This window comes from Caulobacter segnis, assembly GCF_019931575.1.
GTDB classification, from domain to species: domain Bacteria; phylum Pseudomonadota; class Alphaproteobacteria; order Caulobacterales; family Caulobacteraceae; genus Caulobacter; species Caulobacter segnis_C.
Window position 1 is genome coordinate 5021189 of record NZ_CP082923.1, and the last position, 18486, is coordinate 5039674.

At 69.2% G+C, this 18486-nt stretch carries 19 protein-coding genes and 1 tRNA gene; 7 read left to right on the forward strand and 13 right to left on the reverse strand.

All coding sequences use genetic code 11. From position 1 onward, the window contains the following. Window positions 1-6: 6 nt before the first annotated feature. Together K8940_RS23005 and K8940_RS23010 are read right to left on the reverse strand one after the other, a co-directional pair. The gene (locus K8940_RS23005) at window positions 7-1212 is read right to left on the reverse strand and encodes a carbohydrate porin (protein WP_223392350.1); all 1206 of its coding nucleotides are present in this window, start codon (window positions 1210-1212) and stop codon (window positions 7-9) included. Between the two features lie 237 nt (window positions 1213-1449). Continuing rightward, window positions 1450-1525: transfer RNA gene (locus tag K8940_RS23010), tRNA-Ala, on the reverse strand. 113 nt (window positions 1526-1638) lie between these two features. On the opposite strand from K8940_RS23010, the gene K8940_RS23015 reads away from it, so the two are divergent. From K8940_RS23015 to K8940_RS23025, 3 genes are all read left to right on the forward strand, one after another. Beyond that, on the forward strand, window positions 1639-1953 hold the full coding sequence (locus K8940_RS23015; protein WP_223392351.1) for a YggT family protein: 315 nt from the start codon (window positions 1639-1641) through the stop codon (window positions 1951-1953). Beyond that, window positions 1946-2230: a DUF167 family protein gene (locus K8940_RS23020; RefSeq protein WP_223392352.1), complete on the forward strand. Its 285-nt coding sequence runs from the start codon at window positions 1946-1948 to the stop codon at window positions 2228-2230. Before K8940_RS23015 ends, K8940_RS23020 begins: the two co-directional genes overlap by 8 nt. Window positions 2231-2409: 179 nt before the next feature. Continuing rightward, complete coding sequence (locus tag K8940_RS23025) at window positions 2410-4173, forward strand: ATP-binding protein (protein WP_223392353.1); 1764 nt, start codon at window positions 2410-2412, stop codon at window positions 4171-4173. Here K8940_RS23025 and K8940_RS23030 read toward each other — a convergent pair. The 9 genes from K8940_RS23030 to K8940_RS23070 all read right to left on the reverse strand — a co-directional run bounded on the left by K8940_RS23030 (window position 4119) and on the right by K8940_RS23070 (window position 12856). After that, on the reverse strand, window positions 4119-4577 hold the full coding sequence (locus K8940_RS23030) for a very short patch repair endonuclease (protein ID WP_223392354.1): 459 nt from the start codon (window positions 4575-4577) through the stop codon (window positions 4119-4121). The genes K8940_RS23025 and K8940_RS23030 overlap by 55 nt on opposite strands. A gap of 22 nt (window positions 4578-4599) precedes the next feature. Further along, complete coding sequence (gene cysK, locus K8940_RS23035; protein ID WP_223392355.1) at window positions 4600-5586, reverse strand: cysteine synthase A; 987 nt, start codon at window positions 5584-5586, stop codon at window positions 4600-4602. Window positions 5587-5659: 73 nt separating this feature from the next. After that, window positions 5660-6784: a DNA cytosine methyltransferase gene (locus K8940_RS23040; protein WP_223392356.1), complete on the reverse strand. Its 1125-nt coding sequence runs from the start codon at window positions 6782-6784 to the stop codon at window positions 5660-5662. Window positions 6785-6868: 84 nt separating this feature from the next. After that, window positions 6869-8146, reverse strand: a complete 1278-nt coding sequence (locus K8940_RS23045) for a serine hydrolase domain-containing protein (protein ID WP_223392357.1) — start codon at window positions 8144-8146, stop codon at window positions 6869-6871. A 114-nt stretch (window positions 8147-8260) separates the two neighbouring features. Continuing rightward, complete coding sequence (gene rfbA / locus K8940_RS23050; protein ID WP_223392358.1) at window positions 8261-9145, reverse strand: glucose-1-phosphate thymidylyltransferase RfbA; 885 nt, start codon at window positions 9143-9145, stop codon at window positions 8261-8263. A 123-nt stretch (window positions 9146-9268) separates the two neighbouring features. Further along, window positions 9269-10147 carry a dTDP-4-dehydrorhamnose reductase gene (rfbD, locus tag K8940_RS23055; protein WP_223392359.1) on the reverse strand — a complete coding sequence of 293 codons (879 nt, stop codon included), beginning with the start codon at window positions 10145-10147 and terminating at the stop codon, window positions 9269-9271. Next, window positions 10147-11214 carry a dTDP-glucose 4,6-dehydratase gene (gene rfbB / locus K8940_RS23060; protein ID WP_223392360.1) on the reverse strand — a complete coding sequence of 356 codons (1068 nt, stop codon included), beginning with the start codon at window positions 11212-11214 and terminating at the stop codon, window positions 10147-10149. The genes rfbD and rfbB overlap by 1 nt, the downstream gene beginning before the upstream one ends. A gap of 73 nt (window positions 11215-11287) precedes the next feature. Further along, entirely contained in the window at window positions 11288-12130 is an 843-nt protein-coding gene (gene purU / locus K8940_RS23065) for a formyltetrahydrofolate deformylase (RefSeq protein ID WP_223392361.1), read from the reverse strand. Between the two features lie 90 nt (window positions 12131-12220). Then, window positions 12221-12856 (reverse strand): glutathione S-transferase N-terminal domain-containing protein, encoded by a 636-nt coding sequence (locus K8940_RS23070; RefSeq protein WP_223392362.1) that lies wholly within the window; start codon window positions 12854-12856, stop codon window positions 12221-12223. 113 nt (window positions 12857-12969) lie between these two features. Here K8940_RS23070 and argE point away from each other — a divergent pair, with 113 nt between their 5' ends. Continuing rightward, entirely contained in the window at window positions 12970-14148 is a 1179-nt protein-coding gene (gene argE / locus K8940_RS23075) for an acetylornithine deacetylase (RefSeq protein WP_223392363.1), read from the forward strand. Here argE and K8940_RS23080 read toward each other — a convergent pair. Further along, entirely contained in the window at window positions 14145-15182 is a 1038-nt protein-coding gene (locus tag K8940_RS23080) for a glycosyltransferase family 2 protein (RefSeq protein ID WP_223392364.1), read from the reverse strand. The genes argE and K8940_RS23080 overlap by 4 nt on opposite strands. Window positions 15183-15219: 37 nt before the next feature. On the opposite strand from K8940_RS23080, the gene rfbC reads away from it, so the two are divergent. The 3 genes from rfbC (at window position 15220) to K8940_RS23095 (ending at window position 17964) form a co-directional block, all read left to right on the forward strand. Then, a complete protein-coding gene (gene rfbC, locus K8940_RS23085; RefSeq protein ID WP_223392365.1) occupies window positions 15220-15783 on the forward strand; it encodes a dTDP-4-dehydrorhamnose 3,5-epimerase in 564 nt (187 codons plus the stop codon). After that, window positions 15783-16685 carry an alpha/beta fold hydrolase gene (locus K8940_RS23090; RefSeq protein WP_223395964.1) on the forward strand — a complete coding sequence of 301 codons (903 nt, stop codon included), beginning with the start codon at window positions 15783-15785 and terminating at the stop codon, window positions 16683-16685. Before rfbC ends, K8940_RS23090 begins: the two co-directional genes overlap by 1 nt. 76 nt (window positions 16686-16761) lie before the next feature. Continuing rightward, window positions 16762-17964, forward strand: coding sequence for a threonine ammonia-lyase (locus K8940_RS23095; protein WP_223392366.1), 1203 nt, complete (start codon window positions 16762-16764; stop codon window positions 17962-17964). Between the two features lie 3 nt (window positions 17965-17967). Here K8940_RS23095 and K8940_RS23100 read toward each other — a convergent pair whose 3' ends face one another. Further along, window positions 17968-18465 (reverse strand): FKBP-type peptidyl-prolyl cis-trans isomerase, encoded by a 498-nt coding sequence (locus K8940_RS23100; protein ID WP_223392367.1) that lies wholly within the window; start codon window positions 18463-18465, stop codon window positions 17968-17970. Window positions 18466-18486 lie beyond the last annotated feature (21 nt).

The window sequence follows — 18486 nt, forward strand, 5'->3', positions numbered from 1 at the left end:
GTGGAGCTAGAACTCCACCCCCACCCGCAGGATCGCCACCAGGGCGTGGCCGACGCCGCCGTCGGCGCCCGGGTTCTTCACATATTGCAGGTCGGGCTGGATCGTCACCGGCCCGATCTTGTCCGAATAGGTCACCTCGATCGCGCCCTCCGAGCGCGTCAGGCGCTGGCCCGCGTCGAAGGCGTTGTCGCGGAACTTGCCCGACAGGAACGCCTGGTTGACGCCCACCGAGAAGGCGCTGTCGGGACGGCTTTCGAACACCCGCTCGACCAGCACCCCCGCCTGCCAGCCGCCCTTGAAGGCGGTGGTGTCGCCATCCGAAACGCCGAGGCGCGCGAAGGCCGTCGTCTTGCGGACCGCGTCGTCTCCCTCGCCGGTCAGCTGGCGCTCCAGCAGCACATAGGCGCCCTTGGCGGTGGCGTGGACCGGGTCGCCGGTCGGCGTCACCGCGCGGATGTCGTCCTGCTTGTCGGTGTAGCGCCAGGTCCCGAAGGCCACCTTGCCGCGGCCTTGCCAGCCGCCCTCGGCGATCACCAGCACGCCGTTGTCGAACGAGGTGTGGACCCCGCCGGGATCTCCCAGCACGCCGGCATTGGCGTTCAGGACGGCGGCCTGGGCGTAGACGTGCGCGTTCGGCGTCCAGCGGACCCGCGCGGCCAGCGAGGTCGACGGGAAGATCGACGGTCCGTTCGGACCCGTGGCCGCCAGCTCCGAGCCGATGCCGAAGGCCGGGGCGATCAGCAGCCCGGCGCTGTCGTTGGCGTAGAATTCGCTGTTGAGGTCGTAGAGGCCGGCGCGGACCGAGCCCTTGTCGCCGAAGCCCTGCTCGACCCACGCCTCGAACAGGCGGCCGCGCTGACGGGTGACCTCGATGTTGTCGACGCCCTGCAGCGTGCCGGCGTCGTCATTGGGCGTCGCGCCGCTGTTGTTCAACAGCAGGACGTGAACGGTCGCGCCCTTCCAGCCGACGGCCTTGTCCAGGTCGAGGTCGGCCGAGACCTGCAGGTCATCCAGCATCCGGCCGCGCTTGGCCAGGCCGCCGCTGACCGTGCCCGTCACATCGGCCGTGTAGCTGACGCCCAGCTGCAGCGCCGAGCTTTCCCCGGCATGGGCGCGCGTCGCCAGCAGCCCGGCGGCGATGAAGAAGGATCCGGCCGCCAGGCGGTAGGCGAGCTGGTTGGTCTTGGCCCCACTGGCCCTGGATTGGCGCATTCTAGCCCCCGCTGTCCCGACGTTCGATCGGGCGAGGGGGCAATCTCCCGCCGGGCGGGGCGCCAACCGGTAAATCTCCGCTGTGGCGCGTCGTCGCAGACGGATCCGCGCGCCAGGGATTCGGCGTTGCTGCGGCGAGATGACGCTGACGCCCGCACAGAGGGCATGAACGTGCACGGCCAAGCTTGCGCGCGGCGGGGCGCTTCCGGCAGGGTCAGGTGATGTTGGAAAGGTCCTTGGTGGAGCCGAGGGGAATCGAACCCCTGACCTCCTCATTGCGAACGAGGCGCTCTACCATCTGAGCTACGGCCCCAAGGAGCGGCGGAGATACGGCCCTTGAGGCCTCCCGTCAAGCGGGGTTCTCAACCCGCCTTGCCAGCACCCTCCAGGCACGGCAAGAAGCTCTGGCGTCCGGACGGAAAACTCATGGCCCCCATCATCAATCTCGTCTTCTTCATCCTCAACGCCCTGTTGAACCTGCTCTGGTGGGCCATCATCATCTCGGCGGTCCTGAGCTGGCTGTTCGCGTTCGACGTGATCAATCGCCGCAATCAGTTCGTCTACAACGTGGCGACCTTCCTGGATCGCGTCACGGACCCGATTCTAGCGCCTTTCCGCCGCATCATCCCGTCGATCGGCGGCGTCGACATCAGCCCGATCATCGTCCTGCTGCTGCTGCGGGGCGTCCAGATCTTCATCCTGCCCGCGCTGCAGAACACCCTTCTGAACGTTCTTGGCTGAGGTCCTGGCCGTTCGCCTGACGCCGCGTGGCGGCCGCGACGCGATCGACGGCTGGGCGGCGGACGCGGACGGCCGTCCCTACCTGAAGGTGCGGGTGGCCAGCCCGCCCGTCGACGGGGCCGCCAACGCCGCCTTGCTGGCCTTCCTGGCCAAGACCCTGAAAATTCCCCGCTCGGCCGTCCGCCTCGCCGCCGGCGACACCGCCCGCCTCAAGCGCCTGGAGCTGGACGGCGTCACCGCCGAGGACCTGGCGCGCGCCTTCGGTCCGCGCCCCTAGCGTCACGAGGGGCAAATCCTTGCCGATTCGATCCGTCACGCAGCCCAGCGCGCACGATCCTGCCCACCTCAAATCGGGCCAAGCCATTGACGTGACGGCGTTCTTTTACTTCCCTGTAGCCGTTCGCGACTAGCCTGGTCGTGAGCGGGGACCGGGGGGTCCCGGGGGCAAGGGCGTCCATGACCAGGACCGAGGAGCAGAAGGACATGGCTCGCGCCGCCGCCTCGCGGCGCGCGAACAGCTACCTGCGTCTCGGCGCCACCCTGGCCATCATGGGGCTACTGCAGATCTATGTCGGCGAGTCCTGGGGCTGGCTCTGGGGCCTCGCCTACACCCTGTGTCACCTGTTCGAGCTGTGGGCCACCCAACCCCTGGTGACCGGCGTCCACGCGCCCGTCTGGCGGCGATGGATGGCCTTCGTCGCGCCCTTCGCCACCTCGGCCGCGTTCGGCGCCCTGTCCGTTCCCCTGTTCGCCTCCCACATCCGCTTCGCGCCCACCCTGGGCGGCATGCTGCTGGCCGGCGCGCTTCTGAACGTGGTGGTGGTCAACGCCGGCAGCCGCTCGACCACGCTCATGGCCGCCGCGCCGCACGCCTTCTACCTGCTGATCGCCCCGTTCATCGCCAAGGCCGCCAATCCCGGGGCCAACCTGGCCGACGTGCTGTGGTTCGGCGCGCTCCTGATGATCACCTCGGTCACGGTCGCCAGCCGGACCCTGAACACCGCGCTAAAGGCCGAGGCCGACGCCAAGGCCGAGGCCGAGCAGCGGCGCTACGAGGCCGAGGAGGCCGTCGCCGCCAAGTCGGCCTTCGTGGCCATGATCAGCCACGAGCTGCGCACCCCGATCAGCGCCATCCTGGCCGGGGCGGCCCGCCTGCACAGCGAGGTTCCCGAGGCCAGCTCCAAGATCCACGCCCAGTTGATCGCCGACGCCGGCGGCCTGATGCGCGCCCTGCTCAACGACCTGCTGGACTTCTCGCGCCTGGAAGCGGGCCGCATGCACGTCGAGCAGGCGCCGTTCAATCTGCGCCAGGCCCTGTCGGACACCCTGCGGCTGTGGCGCCCCGAGATCGCCCGCAAGGGCCTGAAGCTGAAGGTGAAGGGGGCGGCGAGCCTGCCGCGCTGGGTCGCCGGCGATGTCACGCGCCTGAAGCAGGTGCTGAACAACCTGCTCAGCAACGCCATCAAGTTCACCGAGCGCGGCGAGATCACCGTCGTGCTGAGCGCCCAGCCGACGCCTGAACGGGTGCTATTGTCGATCGAGGTGATCGACACCGGGCCGGGTATTCCCGACGCCCTGCTGGCCCGCCTGTTCACGCCCTTCGACCAGTTGCACGCGGCCGTGGTGCGCCAGCACGGCGGGTCGGGCCTGGGCCTGGCGATCAGCCGCGAACTGGCCCGGCTGATGGGCGGCGACCTGACCGCCGCAAGCGCTCCCAAACACAGCCATGAGGGCCACGGCGCCCGCTTCACCCTGACCGCCACCCTGGGCCTGGCCGAGGCGCCGCGCGTCGAGGAGCCCGACCTCTCGATCACCGGCCTGCGGGTGCTGGTGGTCGACGACCACGTGGTCAACCGGCGCGCCATCGAACTCGTCTTGCAGCCGTTCGGCGTCGAGGCCACCCTGGCCGAGTCCGGCGAAGAGGGCCTGGAGCTGCTGGCTTCGGAGGCGTTCGACGCGGTGCTGATGGACGTCTACATGCCCGGCATGGACGGTCGCGAGGCCACCCGCCGCCTGAGGGCCGGTTCGGGCCCCAACCGGAATGTCCCAGTGATCGCCGTCACCGCCTCGGCCACGCCCAAGGACTGGGAAGCATGCGCCGCCGCCGGCATGAACGGCCACGTGGCCAAGCCCATCGATCCGGCCGAGCTGTTCGGAGCCCTGGCTCAGGCGCTGGCGGGCGGCGCCCCGGTCGCGACGTCGGACGGCGCGGCGGCCTGATCCAGCACCGCCCGCAACCGCGCGGTCAGCGCCGGCTCATCCTTGAAGTCGCACTCCCACACCACCTCGACCCGCCAGCCCGCCGCCGCGAGCGCCGCCGTCGAGCGCTCGTCGCGGGCGACGTTGCGGGCGACCTTGGCCAGCCAGTAGTCGCGATTGGCCTTGGGGACCCGCGAACCCCGGGCGCAGTCGTGGCCGTGCCAGAAGCAGCCATGGACGAAGAAGGCCAGCTTGCGGCCCGCCATCACCAGGTCGGGATTGCCGGGCAGGTCCTTGCGGTGCAGGCGATAGCGCGCGCCCAGGCCGGTCAGGATACGGCGTAGCGCCCTTTCCGGCGTGGTGTCCTTGCTCTTGACCCTGGCCATGACGGCCGAGCGCTTCTCCTTGTCGTAGACGTCGGTCAAGGCGCTCGGCCCGGTATGACGGTCAGAGCCCCTCGAACAGGGCCGTGGACAGGTAGCGTTCGGCGAAGCTGGGGATGATCGCCACGATCAGCTTGCCGGCGTATTCGTCGCGCAGGGCCAGGTCGAAGGCCGCCGTCAGGGCCGCGCCGGAGCTGATGCCGACCGGCAGGCCCTCGGTAGCCGCCGCGCGGCGGGCCATGGCGAAGGCGTCGTCGTTCGACACCTGGACGATGTCGTCGATCACGCCGCGATCCAGCACGCCCGGCACGAAGCCGGCGCCGATGCCCTGGATCTTGTGCGGGCCGGGCGCGCCGCCCGACAGCACCGGCGAGGCCTCGGGCTCGACCGCCACCATCTTCAGGCCGGGCTTGCGGGCCTTCAGCACCTGGCCGACGCCGGTGATCGTGCCGCCGGTGCCGACGCCCGAGACCACGGCGTCCACGGCCCCGGCCGTGTCGTTCCAGATCTCCTCGGCGGTCGAGACGCGGTGGATCAGCGGGTTGGCGGTGTTCTCGAACTGTTGGGGCATCACCGCGCCGGGCGTGGCGTCAATCAGCTCCTGAGCGCGCGAGACGGCGCCGCGCATGCCCTTCTCGGCCGGGGTCAGCTCCAGCTTGGCGCCGAGCAGCAGCAGCATCTTGCGGCGCTCGATCGACATGCTCTCGGGCATGACCAGGATCAGCTTGTAGCCCTTGGCGGCGGCCACGAAGGCCAGGGCGATGCCGGTGTTGCCCGAGGTCGGCTCGATGATGGTCGCGCCGGGCTTCAGCAGCCCCTTGGCCTCCAGCGACTCGATCATGGCCACGCCGATGCGGTCCTTGACCGAGGCGATCGGGTTGAAGAACTCGAGCTTGGCGACGACCTCCCCCTTGGGCTTCAGCTCGGCCGTCAGGCGCGGCAGGCGCACCAGCGGCGTGTCGCCGATCGTATCGATGATCGAGTCGTAGATCTTGCCGCGACCGGCGCGCTTGAAGCGCGAAGCGTCATAGAGGGAGGAAGCGTCGTCCATAGCAGCACCCAGGGAGCGTTAGGTTGCGGAAAGCGGCCGCACCCTAGCCCTCCAAACCCCAGCTGTCAGGGGGTCATTCAGCGGCGAGGCTTGCAGTTTTGCTATCGAGCAAGGGCTCCAGAAGGCTTTCCGCCAGCCAGCGTACGGCCGGGACCGCCACGCCGTCGCCGATCACCTGCAGACCGGCCGTCTGGGAGCGCGGCAGCCGATAGCTGTCCGGCAGGCCCATCAGGCGCGCGCCCTCGCGCGGGGTGACCAGGCGCGAGCGGACCTGGCCGTTCTCGATGGCCAGCAGGGTCTGGCGCGAGGAGCCGCCGCGCGGGGTGCGCAGGCAGCCGGCCACGCCGTCGAACCGCACCTCGGCCCGCTGGTCGCCGCCGCGCATGCGCCGGAACACCGCTCCGACCGCGCGTTCCCCCGACCGGATCCGCAGCTCGACCGCCTCGCGGTGGCTGTCGGCCATCAGGGCCAGCAGGGCGTCGGTGCGCTCCTGCGGGTTCCAGGTCACGGCCTCGTCGGGCTCGAGCACCACGGCGAGGTCGGTGTTGCGGGCCGGCGGCGAGGGCACGCCCCACCAGATCCAGCGATCCTTCAGGTCGTCGGGCAGGCGGGCGGCGGCCTCGCGCACGGCGCGGGTGTGGAAGGCGCTGGGCCCCTCCAGGTCGCCGGTCGGCAGGCGGGTGGCGACCACGAAGACGCGGGGCCGCGACTGCGGCACGAAGGCGCTGGCGTCGATCTCGACCGCCCCGAAGCGATAACCCTCTTCCGAGAGCGCGCCGCACAGGGCGGTGAAGTCGTCGCCGTGGTGCGAGGTCAGCAGGCCGACCACATTCTCGATGACGATCAGCGGCGGGGCGCGACCTTCGGCCGACATCGCCTTCATCAGAGTCCAGAAGCCGAAGAAGGCCGAGGACTTGCCGCCCGCCAGGCCCGCCCGCGCGCCGGCCAGGCTGAAGTCCTGACAGGGGCTGGAGGCCCAGGCCAGGTCGGCGCTCGGGATCCGGTCCGCCGTCAGGGCGAAGACATCGCCGGCGTGGAAGTGTGTCTCCGAATCCGGAAAGTTCGCCCGATAGACGTCCGTCTTCACGGCGTCGAAGTCGTTGGCGAAGGCGCAAGCCCAGTCGCCGCCCAGGCCGATGCGGGCCATGCCGCCGCCGGCGAAGAACTCTAGAAAGGTGTGGCGGGCGGTCCGATTCATCTCGCCCGAGTCTAGCCTCACCTCGTCCGGCGGGCATAGGGCAATGGCGCGCCGACGCGCGCCGCCCTGTTGATAACCGCCCCGCTAGTCGCCCTTCGGCCCCAGATAGTCAGCGCCGTAGACCGCCTGGCGGAAGTCGTGATGCAGGGTTCCGTCGAACGGATAGGTCTGGACGAAGAACACCGCCGTCAGGTGGTTTACCGGATCGACCCAGAAGAGGGTGGTCTCGCGGCCGTCCCAGAAGAATTCGCCGACCGCTCCGCGGTTCTCGGCCGCCGTCTGCGGCTGGCTCTTGCGGACCGTGAAGTCGAAGCCGAAGCCGACCGTGCCCTTGCTGGGCAGCCAGCGGCGCTGGGTCACGCGGGCGTCCAGGTGATCGGTGGCCATCAGGCGCACGGTCGAGGGCTTGAGGATCCGGACCCCGTCCAGCTCGCCGCCGTTCAGCAGCATGCGCGAGAAGCGGGCGTAGTCGTCGATCGGGGCCACGATGCCGGCCCCGCCCATGGTCAGGCGACGGTTAGGATCGAAGTTCAGCCGCCGGGTCTCGACGTCGTCCTGGCGAACCAGCTTGCCGTCGGGACCCTTGTTGTAGGTGGCGGCCAGACGGGTGAAGGCGGCCTCGGGCTGGGTCCAGGCCGCCTCCTTCATGCCCAGCGGCTCCAGGACATGGGCCTTCACATAGGCTTCGAAAGGCTGGCCGGTCAGCTTCTCGACCAGCAGGGCCTGGACGTCGACGGCGGCGCTGTAGCTCCACTCCTCGCCCGGATCAAACAGCAGCGGCGCCTTGGCGATGCGACGACCGAACTCGGCGAGGTCGTTGTTCAGGCTCATCGGGTCGAGGGCCGAGAAGGCCGCGTCGGCCGGGGTGGCGGTCCCGCCATACGAGAAGCCCGCCGTGTGGCGCAGGATGTCGCGGATCAGGATCGGCCGGGCGGCCGGGCGCGCCTGGCCCCGGGCGTCCATCACCTTCATCTCGGCGAACTCGGGCAGGTAGCGCGATAGCGGGTCGTCCAGGCCGAACTTGCCCTGCTCCCACAGCTGCATCAGCGCTACGCCGGTCACCGGCTTGGTCATCGAGAAGATCTGCACCAGGGTGTCGCGGCGCATCGGCTTGCCGCCCTCGCGGTCGGCCATGCCGGCGGTCCCGAAGTAGCGTTCCTGGCCATCCTTCCAGACCAGGGCCGAGACCCCCACGGCGCGGCCGCTGTCGACCATGGCCTTCAGGGCGGCGTCGATCCGGGCCTTGTCGATCTTGACCGAGGCGACGACCTCGGCGGCCGGCGCCGGACGCGCCAGGGCGGGAGCGGCCGGGACGGCCAACAGCGTCGCCGCGACGGCGGCGAGGATGATCTTCTTGCGCAACACGGCCTCCCCGACGCTTCTCATGACAACGTTGGCCATGACGAGGCGGGACTGTCGCCGAGCGAGCGCCGCTTTTCCAGCCCGTCGTGGTCGTAGACGCGGGCCTTCGGGAGGTCAGACCTGATGATCGGCCTGGGAGGCGATCATCTTCAGGTAGGCCCCATAGGGCGACTTGGCCAGGTCGTGGGCCAGGCCCAGCAGCTGCTCGGTCGAGATCCAGCCGTTCTGGTGGGCGACCTCCTCGACGCAGCCGATCTTCAGGCCCTGGCGGTGCTCCAGGGTGCGCACGAACTCCGAAGCCTCCAGCAGGCTGTCGTGGGTGCCGGTGTCCAGCCAGGCGAAGCCCCGGCCCATGCGCTCGACCGACAGGGCGCCCGCCTCGAGATAGAGGCGGTTGATGTCGGTGATCTCCAGCTCGCCGCGCGCCGACGGCTTGAGGTCGCGGGCGAAGTCGACGACCCGGTTGTCGTACATGTAGAGGCCGGTAACCGCCCAGTTCGAGCGCGGCTTCTGCGGCTTTTCCTCGATCGACACGGCCTTGCCCGAGGCGTCGAACTCGACGACGCCGTAGCGCTGCGGATCGTTGACGAAATAGGCGAAGACGCTGGCCCCGCTCTTCGAGCGCTCCTTGGCGCCCTGTAGGATGCGGCCCAGGCCCGCGCCGTAGAACAGGTTGTCGCCCAGGACGAGGACGGACGGCTCGTTGCCGACGAAGTCCGCGCCGATGCGATAGGCCTCGGCCAGGCCGTTGGGATTGGCCTGCTCGGCATAGGTGATGTTGATCCCCCAGCGCGCGCCGTCGCCCAGAAGCCCCTCGAACAGCGGCAGGTCGCGCGGCGTGGAGATGATCAGCACGTCCCGCACGCCGGCCATCATCAGGACCGACAGCGGATAGTAGATCATGGGTTTGTCGAAGACCGGCAGCAGCTGCTTGCTGATCGCCATGGTCACGGGATGGAGGCGCGTGCCCGATCCGCCCGCGAGGATGATGCCCTTCATTACGTCTTCTTCTTCAGTCCTGTAGCCGGACCCTAGAGCGGAATTGACGACGGCGTCAGTGCTTTCGCTCAAGGGTCGGCGTTTCAACACGATGATCTTGGAGGATTTTGGGCGACGCCGGCCTCAGGCGTGACCCTTGGCGGCCAGGTAGCGGTCCAGGGCGTCCGTCCAGGAGGCCATCGGCCGGCCGATCGCGGCCTCCAGCTTGGCGTTCGACAGGGCGCTGTACGGCGGCCGGCGCGCCGGGGTCGGGAACTGGCTGGTCGAGATCGGCGCGACCTCGGCGGCCACGCCATCCTTTGTAACCCTGGCCTTGTCGATGATCGCCTGGGCGAACGCGCACCAGCTGGCGACGCCGGAATTGACCACGTGATAGACGCCCGCCGGGGCCTGGGCGGCGATCAGGTCCAGGATCGCCTCGGCGGCGTCCCACGACGCGGTCGGCGACATCACCTGGTCGTCGACCACGGTCAGGCGACCGCGTTCCCTGCCCAGACGGATCATGGTCTCGACGAAGTTGCCGCCCTTGCCGCTGGCCCCGGCCACGCCGAACAGCGAGGCGACTCGGGCGACGATGACATCGTCATGCTCCAGCCGGGCCAGGTCCTCGCCCAGGGCCTTGGTCGCGCCATAGACATTGACCGGCGCACGGCCGACCTCTTCCGAGAGCGGCTCACGCTGGCTCTGGCCGCCATAGACGTAGTCGGTCGAGACCTGCACCAGCCGCGCGCCCCTCGCGGCGCAGGCCTTGGCCAGGCGCTCGGCGAAATGGGCGTTGATCGCCACGGCCGGCGCAGGATCCTTCTCGCAGCCGTCGACATGAGTCACGGCCACGCAGTTGATGGCGACGTCGAAGGAAAGATCGTCGAAACCCGCCGCTGGGTCGGCCGCGTCGACCTGGGCGCGGGTCACGGCCACGAGGTCCAAACCGCGCCGATCGGCCAGCGCGACAAGGTCCGACCCCAACTGGCCATTGGCGCCGAAGAGGGCGATGCGCGGCATCAGGCGGTCTTCAGCCCCAGGCGCTGGCCAGCGTAGCGTTCGCGCAGCGGGGCCCACCAGGCCTCGTTGTCCAGGTACCACTGGACCGTCTTGCGCAGGCCGGTGTCGAAGGTCTCCTGCGCCTTCCAGCCCAGCTCGGTCTCCAGCTTGGTGGCGTCGATGGCGTAGCGGGCGTCGTGGCCCGGACGGTCGGCGACGAAGGTGATCAGCTCGCGACGGCGAAGGCCCGCGACCGGGCGCAGCTCGTCCAGCACGTCGCAGATCGCTTCGACGACCTGCAGGTTGGTCCGCTCGTTGCGGCCGCCGACATTGTAGCTTTCGCCCGGGACGCCCTTGGTGGCGATCAGGTGCAGCGCGCGGGCGTGGTCCTCGACGTGCAGCCAGTCACGGATGTTGTCGCCCTTGCCGTAGACCGGCAGCGGCTTGCCCTCCAGGGCATTGAGCGTGACCAGCGGGATCAGCTTCTCGGGAAAGTGATAGGGCCCGTAGTTGTTCGAGCAGTTGGAGACCACCACCGGCAGGCCGTAGGTGTGATGCCAGGCGCGGGCCAGGTGGTCGGACGAAGCCTTGGAGGCCGAATAGGGCGAGCGGGGATCGTAGGGCGTGGTCTCGCTGAACAGGCCCTCGGCGCCCAGGCTGCCGAACACCTCGTCGGTCGAGATGTGGTGGAGGCGGAAGGCGTCCTTCTCGGCGCCCTCCAGGCCCTGCCAGTGCTCCAGCGCCGCCTGCAGCATGACGTACGTGCCGACGATGTTCGTCTGGATGAAATCGCCCGGACCGGTGATCGAGCGGTCGACATGGCTCTCGGCGGCCAGGTGCATGACCACGTTGGGGCGAAAGGCCTTGATCGCGGCCGAGACCGCCGCGGCGTCGGCGACGTCGCCCTGCACGAACCGGTAGTCGGCCTTGCCCTCCAGCATGGCCAGGCTGGCCGGCGAGGCGGCGTAGGTCAGCTTGTCGTAGTTGAGGATCGCGACGTCGTTCTGGCCGGCCAGATGACGGCACACGGCCGAGCCGATGAAGCCCGACCCGCCGGTCACCATCACGCGGAGATTCTGCTGCGACATGCGCTGGATAGCCCTCGGCGGTCGAAGACGGCAGCCCGTATCCAGTTTTTAGTGTATGCGCAACAGGCTAGGGCTAGTCGGTGAACACCACCGTCTTGCGGCCGTTCAGCAGCACCCGGTCCTCCAGGCGGTAGCGCAGGGCCCGCGCCAGCACGCGGCGCTCGATGTCGCGGCCCTTGCGAACCAGATCCTCGGGCGTGTCGCGGTGGCTGATGCGCTCGACGTCCTGCTCGATGATCGGACCCTCGTCCAGGTCGCCGGTCACGTAGTGGGCGCTGGCCCCGATCAGCTTCACGCCCCGCGCGTGGGCCTGGTGATAGGGCTTGGCGCCCTTGAAGCCCGGCAGGAACGAGTGGTGGATGTTGATGCAGCGGCCCTGCAGCTTGGCCGACAGGCCGTCGGACAGCACCTGCATGTAGCGGGCGAGCACGACGATGTCGGTCTTGGTCTCCTGGATCAGTTTCCACAGCTCGGCTTCCTGCTCGAACTTGGTCTCCTTGGTCACCGGCATGTGGTGGAAGGCCAGGCCCGACAGGTCGATGTGCTCGTAGGTCTCGGCCGGATGGTTGGAGACCACGCCGACGATGTCCATCGGCAGCTCCCCGATGCGCCAGCGATAGACCAGGTCGGCCAGGCAGTGGTCGAACTTGCTGGCCAGCAGCAGCACGCGGTAGCGCTCGGCGCGGTCGCGCAGGGTCCATTTCATCTTCAGCGTCGTGGCGAGGTCGCCGAAATCGCCGCGCAAGGCGGCCCGATCGGCGCCATCGGCGTCGAAGACCACGCGCATGAAGAACTGGCCGGTCTCCTGGTCGTCGAACTGCTGGGCGTCCAGGATGTTGCAGCCGCGCTCGTAGAGGAAGGCGGAGACCTTGGCGACGATGCCGCGCTGGTCGGGACAGGAGAGGGTCAGGATCATGGTCCGCTCCCTCTAGAGAACAGCGTCGCCGAAGAAAAGCGCCTGAACGCGACAGGCGAGGCCGATTTTCCCGTCGCGACTGGAGTTTTCCTAAACCTTCGGCACGGCCATGCCCCTCTGGACGGCCAGGCGGGCCTCCATGGCCATCAGCCAGTTCTCGACCGCCGGAACGCCCGGATCGCGATCCGGCTCGGCCTTGGCCAGGGCTCCGAGAATGACCTTGGTCCAGCTGTAGCTGGCGATGTCGGCGATCGAATAGTGCTCGCCCGCGATCCAGGGATGGTCGTTCAGCCGCCGGTCCAGCACGCCCAGCAGCCGCGCGACCTCCTCGCCGAAACGGTCGATGGCGGCCGGCACCTTCTGCTCGGCGCGAAGCGCGAAATAGCCGTACTGGCCGGCCATGGGCCCCAGGCCGCCGACCTGCCAGAAGGTCCACTCCAGAGCGGCCCAGCGTTCGGGCCCCTCGGACGCCAGCAGCTTTCCCGTCTTTTCCGCGAGATAGACCAGGATCGCCCCACTCTCGAACACCGCCTGGGGCCCGCCGGGCGCGTCGTGGTCGACGATGGCCGGGATCTTGTTGTTGGGCGAGATGGCCAGGAAGTTCGGGTCGAACTGTTCGTTCTTGCCGATGTCCACCGGGTGGACCCGGTAGGGCAGGCCGACCTCCTCCAGCATGATCGACGCCTTGCGGCCGTTGGGCGTGGTCCAGGTGTAGAGGTCGATCACGGAGCGTCTCCCAGGAAACTTCAGCTGCGCCTTTCGCGACCAACAACGCGCGGGCGGACGATCTTGCTGCGCGTGGGTAGGCGGCGCAACGAGAACGGGTCTAGGCTCGGATCATGGTTTCCTCTTCCGAAGTCTTGTCCGATCGCGCGATCGATCTGCTGGCCAAGCTGGTGGCGTTCGACACCACCTCGCGTCGCTCGAACCTGGAGCTGATCCAGTGGGTCGAGGGCTACCTGGCCCATCTCGACATCCCCTCGCGCCGCGTGCCCAACGCCGACGGCACCAAGTCGAACCTGATGGCGACCATCGGCCCGGCGGTCGAGGGTGGGGTGGTGCTTTCGGGCCATACCGACGTCGTGCCGGTCGACGGCCAGCCCTGGTCCAGCGACCCCTGGGTGCTGACCGAGCGGGACGGGCGGCTCTATGGCCGGGGAACCTGCGACATGAAGGGCTTCCTGGCCCTGGCCCTGGCCGCCGCCCCGGACCTGGCCCAGGCCACGCTCAGCAAGCCCGTGCACCTGGCCTTCTCCTATGACGAGGAGGTCGGCTGCCTGGGGGCGCCGGACATGATCGAGGTGATCGCCACCGACCTGCCGCGTCCGGCCCTGGTGGTGGTCGGCGAGCCCACCGACATGGTCGCCGTGCGCGGCCACAAGGGCATCGCCACCTTCACGGTCACCGTCACCGGCCGCGAAGCCCATTCCAGCCTCACGCACCTGGGCGTTTCGGCCAACACGATGGCGATCAAGCTGATGGCGATGTTGGTCGCGCTGTCGGAAAAGCTCGAGCGCGACGCCGATCCAGCCTCGCCGTTCACGCCCAAGGGCGCAACCCTGACCGTCGGCATGGTCCATGGCGGCACGGCCGGCAACATCCTGGCCCGCGAGTGCAAGTTCCTGTTCGACCTGCGCACCCCAGCCGGCCAGGACCCGATGGCGCTGCTGGCCGACTTCTTCGCCGCCGCAGACGCCATGGACGCCGAGATCAAGGCCAAGGCGCCCGAGGGCGGGGTCAAGGTCGAGCGCCGCTCGCTGACCCCGGCCTTCGCGCCCGAGGAGGACGGTGTCGCCGAGACATTCGCGCGACGCCTGGCCGGCGACAACGGCCCGGCCCGGGTCGTGCCCTACGCCGCCGAGGCCGGGCAGTTCCAGGGCGCGGGCTTCTCGACCGTGATCTGCGGCCCCGGTTCGATCGACCAGGCCCACCAGCCGGACGAATATGTCGAGATCAGCCAGATGCAGCGCGGCGCGGCCTTCATGCGCCGGCTGATCGAGGATCTGTCGGTCTCCTAGAGTCCCCGCGCCTTGCGGATCACGAAGCGGCGGCCGATGAACGCGGCCGGATCGATCGACATCACCCGCAGGATCGCCCCGGGCGAGGCCTTCCGCTTGGCCTGGATGGCGCGACGGTCGGCCAGGACCTGGTCGAAGTCCTCGCGCTTCAGCGCCGCCTTGATCCCCCGGATGGCCGGCGCGACGTCGCCGCGCCGCCAGTGCAGCAGCAAGAGGCCCGCCGTCACCGCCACATGCAGCGGCAGGGTGACCGGAAACAGCCAGCCCGGCGTGTTCTTGACGAAGGTCCAGACCCGGTTGCGCGAGCCGTGGAAGATCGAGAAGTCCGAGCGCACGCCGGTGCTGGCCGAGCCGACGTGGGCGACCTTGGCCCTGGGCAGCAGCAGGGTCGGCTGGCCGTAGAGGCGCAGGCGATAACCCAAGTCGACGTCCTCGCAGTAGCAGAAATAGCGCTCGTCGAAGCCGCCGACGTCCAGGAACAGCTGGCGGTCGATCAGCATGGCCGCGCCGCAGGCCGAGAACACCTCGCCCTCGGGCAGGACTGACGGGATCTTGCGGCCATACCCGCCCCGAAACGGTATGCCCGCGCTGGTGACGTTGTCGCCGGCCCCGTCCAGCAGACCCGGCCGGTCGGCCGACAGCTGCAGCGAGGCGAAGCTCTTCACGGTCGGATGGCGCTCGACCCCGGCCATGAGCTCGGCCAGCCACTCCGGCTCGGCATAGGCGTCGGGATTGAGCAGGACCAGCCAGCGGCCCTTGGCGCGGCGGGCGGCCAGGTTGTTGCCGGCCGCGAAGCCCAGGTTCTCCCCCGCCTCGACGAAATCGACCCACGGATGGGCCTTGGCCGCCGCCTGCGGCGCGCCGTCGGTCGAGGCGTTGTCGATCAGGATAGTCTCGAAGCCACGAAAGGTCTGGGCGGCGAGACGCGCCAGGCACGGCTCCAGGGTAGGACCGCTCTGGTAGGAGACGATGATGACGGTCACCGCCGGGGCCCCATTCTCCTGGCTCTTGTTTTCGGTCGCTTCAGGCGGCATCGGTGGCCAGTTCGTTTCTCAAATCAAAGTACGCGTCATGAAGATCACGCCGCTGGCGATCCCCGAAGTGCTGCTTATCACGCCCGCGCGCCATGGCGATGAGCGGGGCTGGTTTTCCGAGACCTTCCGCCAGTCGGCGCTGGAGGAAGCGGGTTTCAAGGCCGGGTTCGTGCAGGATAACCACGTCCGCTCGACGACGCGCGGCATCCAGCGCGGCCTGCACTACCAGAAGCCGCCGCACGCCCAAGACAAGCTCTTGCGCTGCGTGGTCGGGGCGATCTTCGACGTGGCGGTCGATATCCGGAAGGGCTCGCCGACCTACGGCCAGTGGGTCGGGGCCGAGCTGTCGGCCGACAACCGCCAGCAGCTGCTGGTCCCCAAGGGCTTCGCCCACGGCTACGTCACCCTGACCGATGCCTGCGAGGTGCTCTACAAGGTCACCGACTACTACGCCCCGGCGGCCGAAGGCGCGGTGCGCTGGAGCGACCCGGCCATCGGCATCGACTGGCCGATCCCAGTGACCGAGATCACCGCCAACGACCGCGACAACGCCGCGCCGCTGCTGGCCGAGATCGACTCGCCGTTCACCTACGAAGGCTGATCATGAGCTTCACCGACTTCTTCTGGACCTCGCCCGAAGGCCTGCCGCTGCACGCGCGGGACTACGCTCCAATCGGGGACGCCCAGAAGCTGCCGGTGATCTGCATCCATGGCCTGACCCGCAACGCCCGCGACTTCGAGGACCTGGCGCCGCGCATCGCCGCCATGGGCCGCCGGGTGTTGGCGGTCGACGTACGCGGCCGGGGCCTGTCGGCCCCCGATCCTAACCCGATGAACTACCATCCCGGGACCTACGCCGCCGACATCACGGCTCTGCTGGCGGCGGCCCGGATCGAGAAGGCGGTGTTCGTCGGCACTAGCATGGGCGGGCTGATCACCATGGTGCTGACCTCGATCCAGCCCGAGGCGATCGCGGCGGCGGTGCTGAACGACGTTGGCCCCGAACTGTCGCCCGTGGGTCTGGCCCGCATCGCCGGCTATACGGGCGTGGCCAGCCGGTTCGAGACATGGGACGACGCCGTCGCCTATGCCAGGGCGATCAACGCGGCCGCCTTCCCGAGCTACGGCCCCGAGGACTGGGACGTCTTCGCCCGCCGGCTGTTCGACGAGCAGGACGGCGGCTACGTCCTAGCCTACGACCCGGACATCTCGGCCCCGATCAAGGCCGCCGCCGAAGCCGCGGCGAAAACCCAAGCCCAAGGCGGCGCGGCCCTGGCTCCGCCGGACATGTATCCGCTGTTCCGGGCCCTGGCGAAGGACCGTCCTCTGCTGCTGGTGCGCGGCGGGATCTCGGACCTGATCGACCCCGCCATCGCCGAGCGCATGCGCGCGGCCGCGCCCCACATGGCCTACGCCGAGGTCCCCGGCGTCGGGCACGCGCCGATGCTGGTGGAGCCGGAAGCCTGGGCCGCCATAGAAAACCTGCTGGAGACCGCGCCCTAAAGGGGTGTGCCCGGATGGCTCGGCCGTGCTAGACGCCCGCCACGGCTCGTTTCTCGCCGCGACAGAGTGCTGACCGATGACCCTCGACCTCGCCGCCATCCAAGCCGCCGCCGGCCGCCTGAAGGGTCAGATCGAGCGCACGCCCTGCCGCCACTCCAAGACCCTCTCGAAGATCACCGGCGCCGAGGTGTGGGTGAAGTTCGAGAACCTGCAGTTCACCGCCGCCTACAAGGAGCGCGGCGCGCTGAACAAGCTGATGCTGCTGTCGGAAGCCGAGAAGGCCAAGGGCGTCATCGCCGCCAGCGCCGGCAATCACGCGCAAGGGCTGGCCTATCACGGCGCCCGCCTGGGCGTGCCCGTCACCATCGTCATGCCCCGCACCACGCCGTTCGTGAAGGTGCAGCACACCCGCGACTTCGGCGCGACCGTGATCATCGAGGGCGAGACCTATGACGACGCCAACACCCACGCCCGCAAGCTGCGCGACGAGCAGGGCCTGACCTTCGTCCATCCGTTCGACGACTACGACATCATGGCCGGCCAGGGCACGATCGCCCTGGAGATGCTGGAGGACGCGCCGGACCTGGAGGTCCTGCCCGTGCCGATCGGCGGCGGCGGCCTGATCAGCGGCGTGGCCACGGCGGCCAAGGCCCTGAAGCCCGACATCCGCATCATCGGCTGCGAGCCGGCCATGTACCCGTCCTTCACCGCCCGCATGCGCGGCGTCGCGGCCCACTGCGGCGGCCAGACCATTGCTGAGGGCGTGGCGGTCAAGCAGGTCGGCGACCTGACCTACGGCGTGGTGCGCCCGCTGATCGACGACGTGCTGCTGCTGGAAGAGCCGCACCTGGAGCAGGCCGTCTCGCTGTACTGCAATGTCGAGAAGACCATCGCCGAGGGCGCCGGCGCGGCCTCTCTGGCGGCGCTGCTGGCCTATCCGGAACGCTTCCGGGGCAAGAAGTGCGGCCTGATCCTGTGCGGCGGCAATATCGACACCCGCCTGCTGGCCTCGGTCCTGACCCGCGAACTGGTCCGCGCCCAGCGCCTGGCCTCCCTGCGGATCATCGGCGACGACCGCCCGGGCCTGCTGTCGACCGTGGCCAGCGTGATCGGCGCGATGGGCGCCAACATCATCGAGGTCAACCACAACCGCCTGGCCCTGGACGTCCCGGCCAAGGGCGCGGAATTCGACATCACCATCGAGACCCGCGACGCTCAGCACACCCAGGAGGTCATGGACGCCCTGCGCGAGAGCGGCTACCCGCCGCGGGTCGTCTAAACCTTACTGTTTCGGCTTGCCCGGTCCGATCCGGTTCACGTCCAAGAGCTCGATGCGGAAGATCATCACGCTGTTGGCCGGGATCGGGCCCTTGTCCTGGGCGCCATAGCCCAGGGCCGGCGGCACATAGAGGATCCACTCGTCCCCGGCCTTCATGCGCTGCAAGGCGATGATCCAGGCCGGCACCAGGCCATCCAGCGGGAACACCGCCGGCACGCCGCGCTCATAGCTGCTGTCAAACACCGTGCCGTCCAGCAGCTTGCCCTCGTAGTGGACCTTGACCTCGTCGGCCTTGGTCGGGTGCATGCCGCCGTTCGGCCCTTCGCGCACCACCCGGTACTGCACGCCTTCCGGCAGGGTGACGACGCCGGGCTCCTTGGCGTTCTTGGCCATGAAGGCGTCGGCGACGGTCAGGTTCTCCTGCGCCTTCTTGCTGGGACCGCAGGCGGCCAGGGTCAGGCCGGCGGCGGCGAGGGTGAAGAGCAGGGCGCGGCGATGCATGAAAAAACCTCGAACAACCAG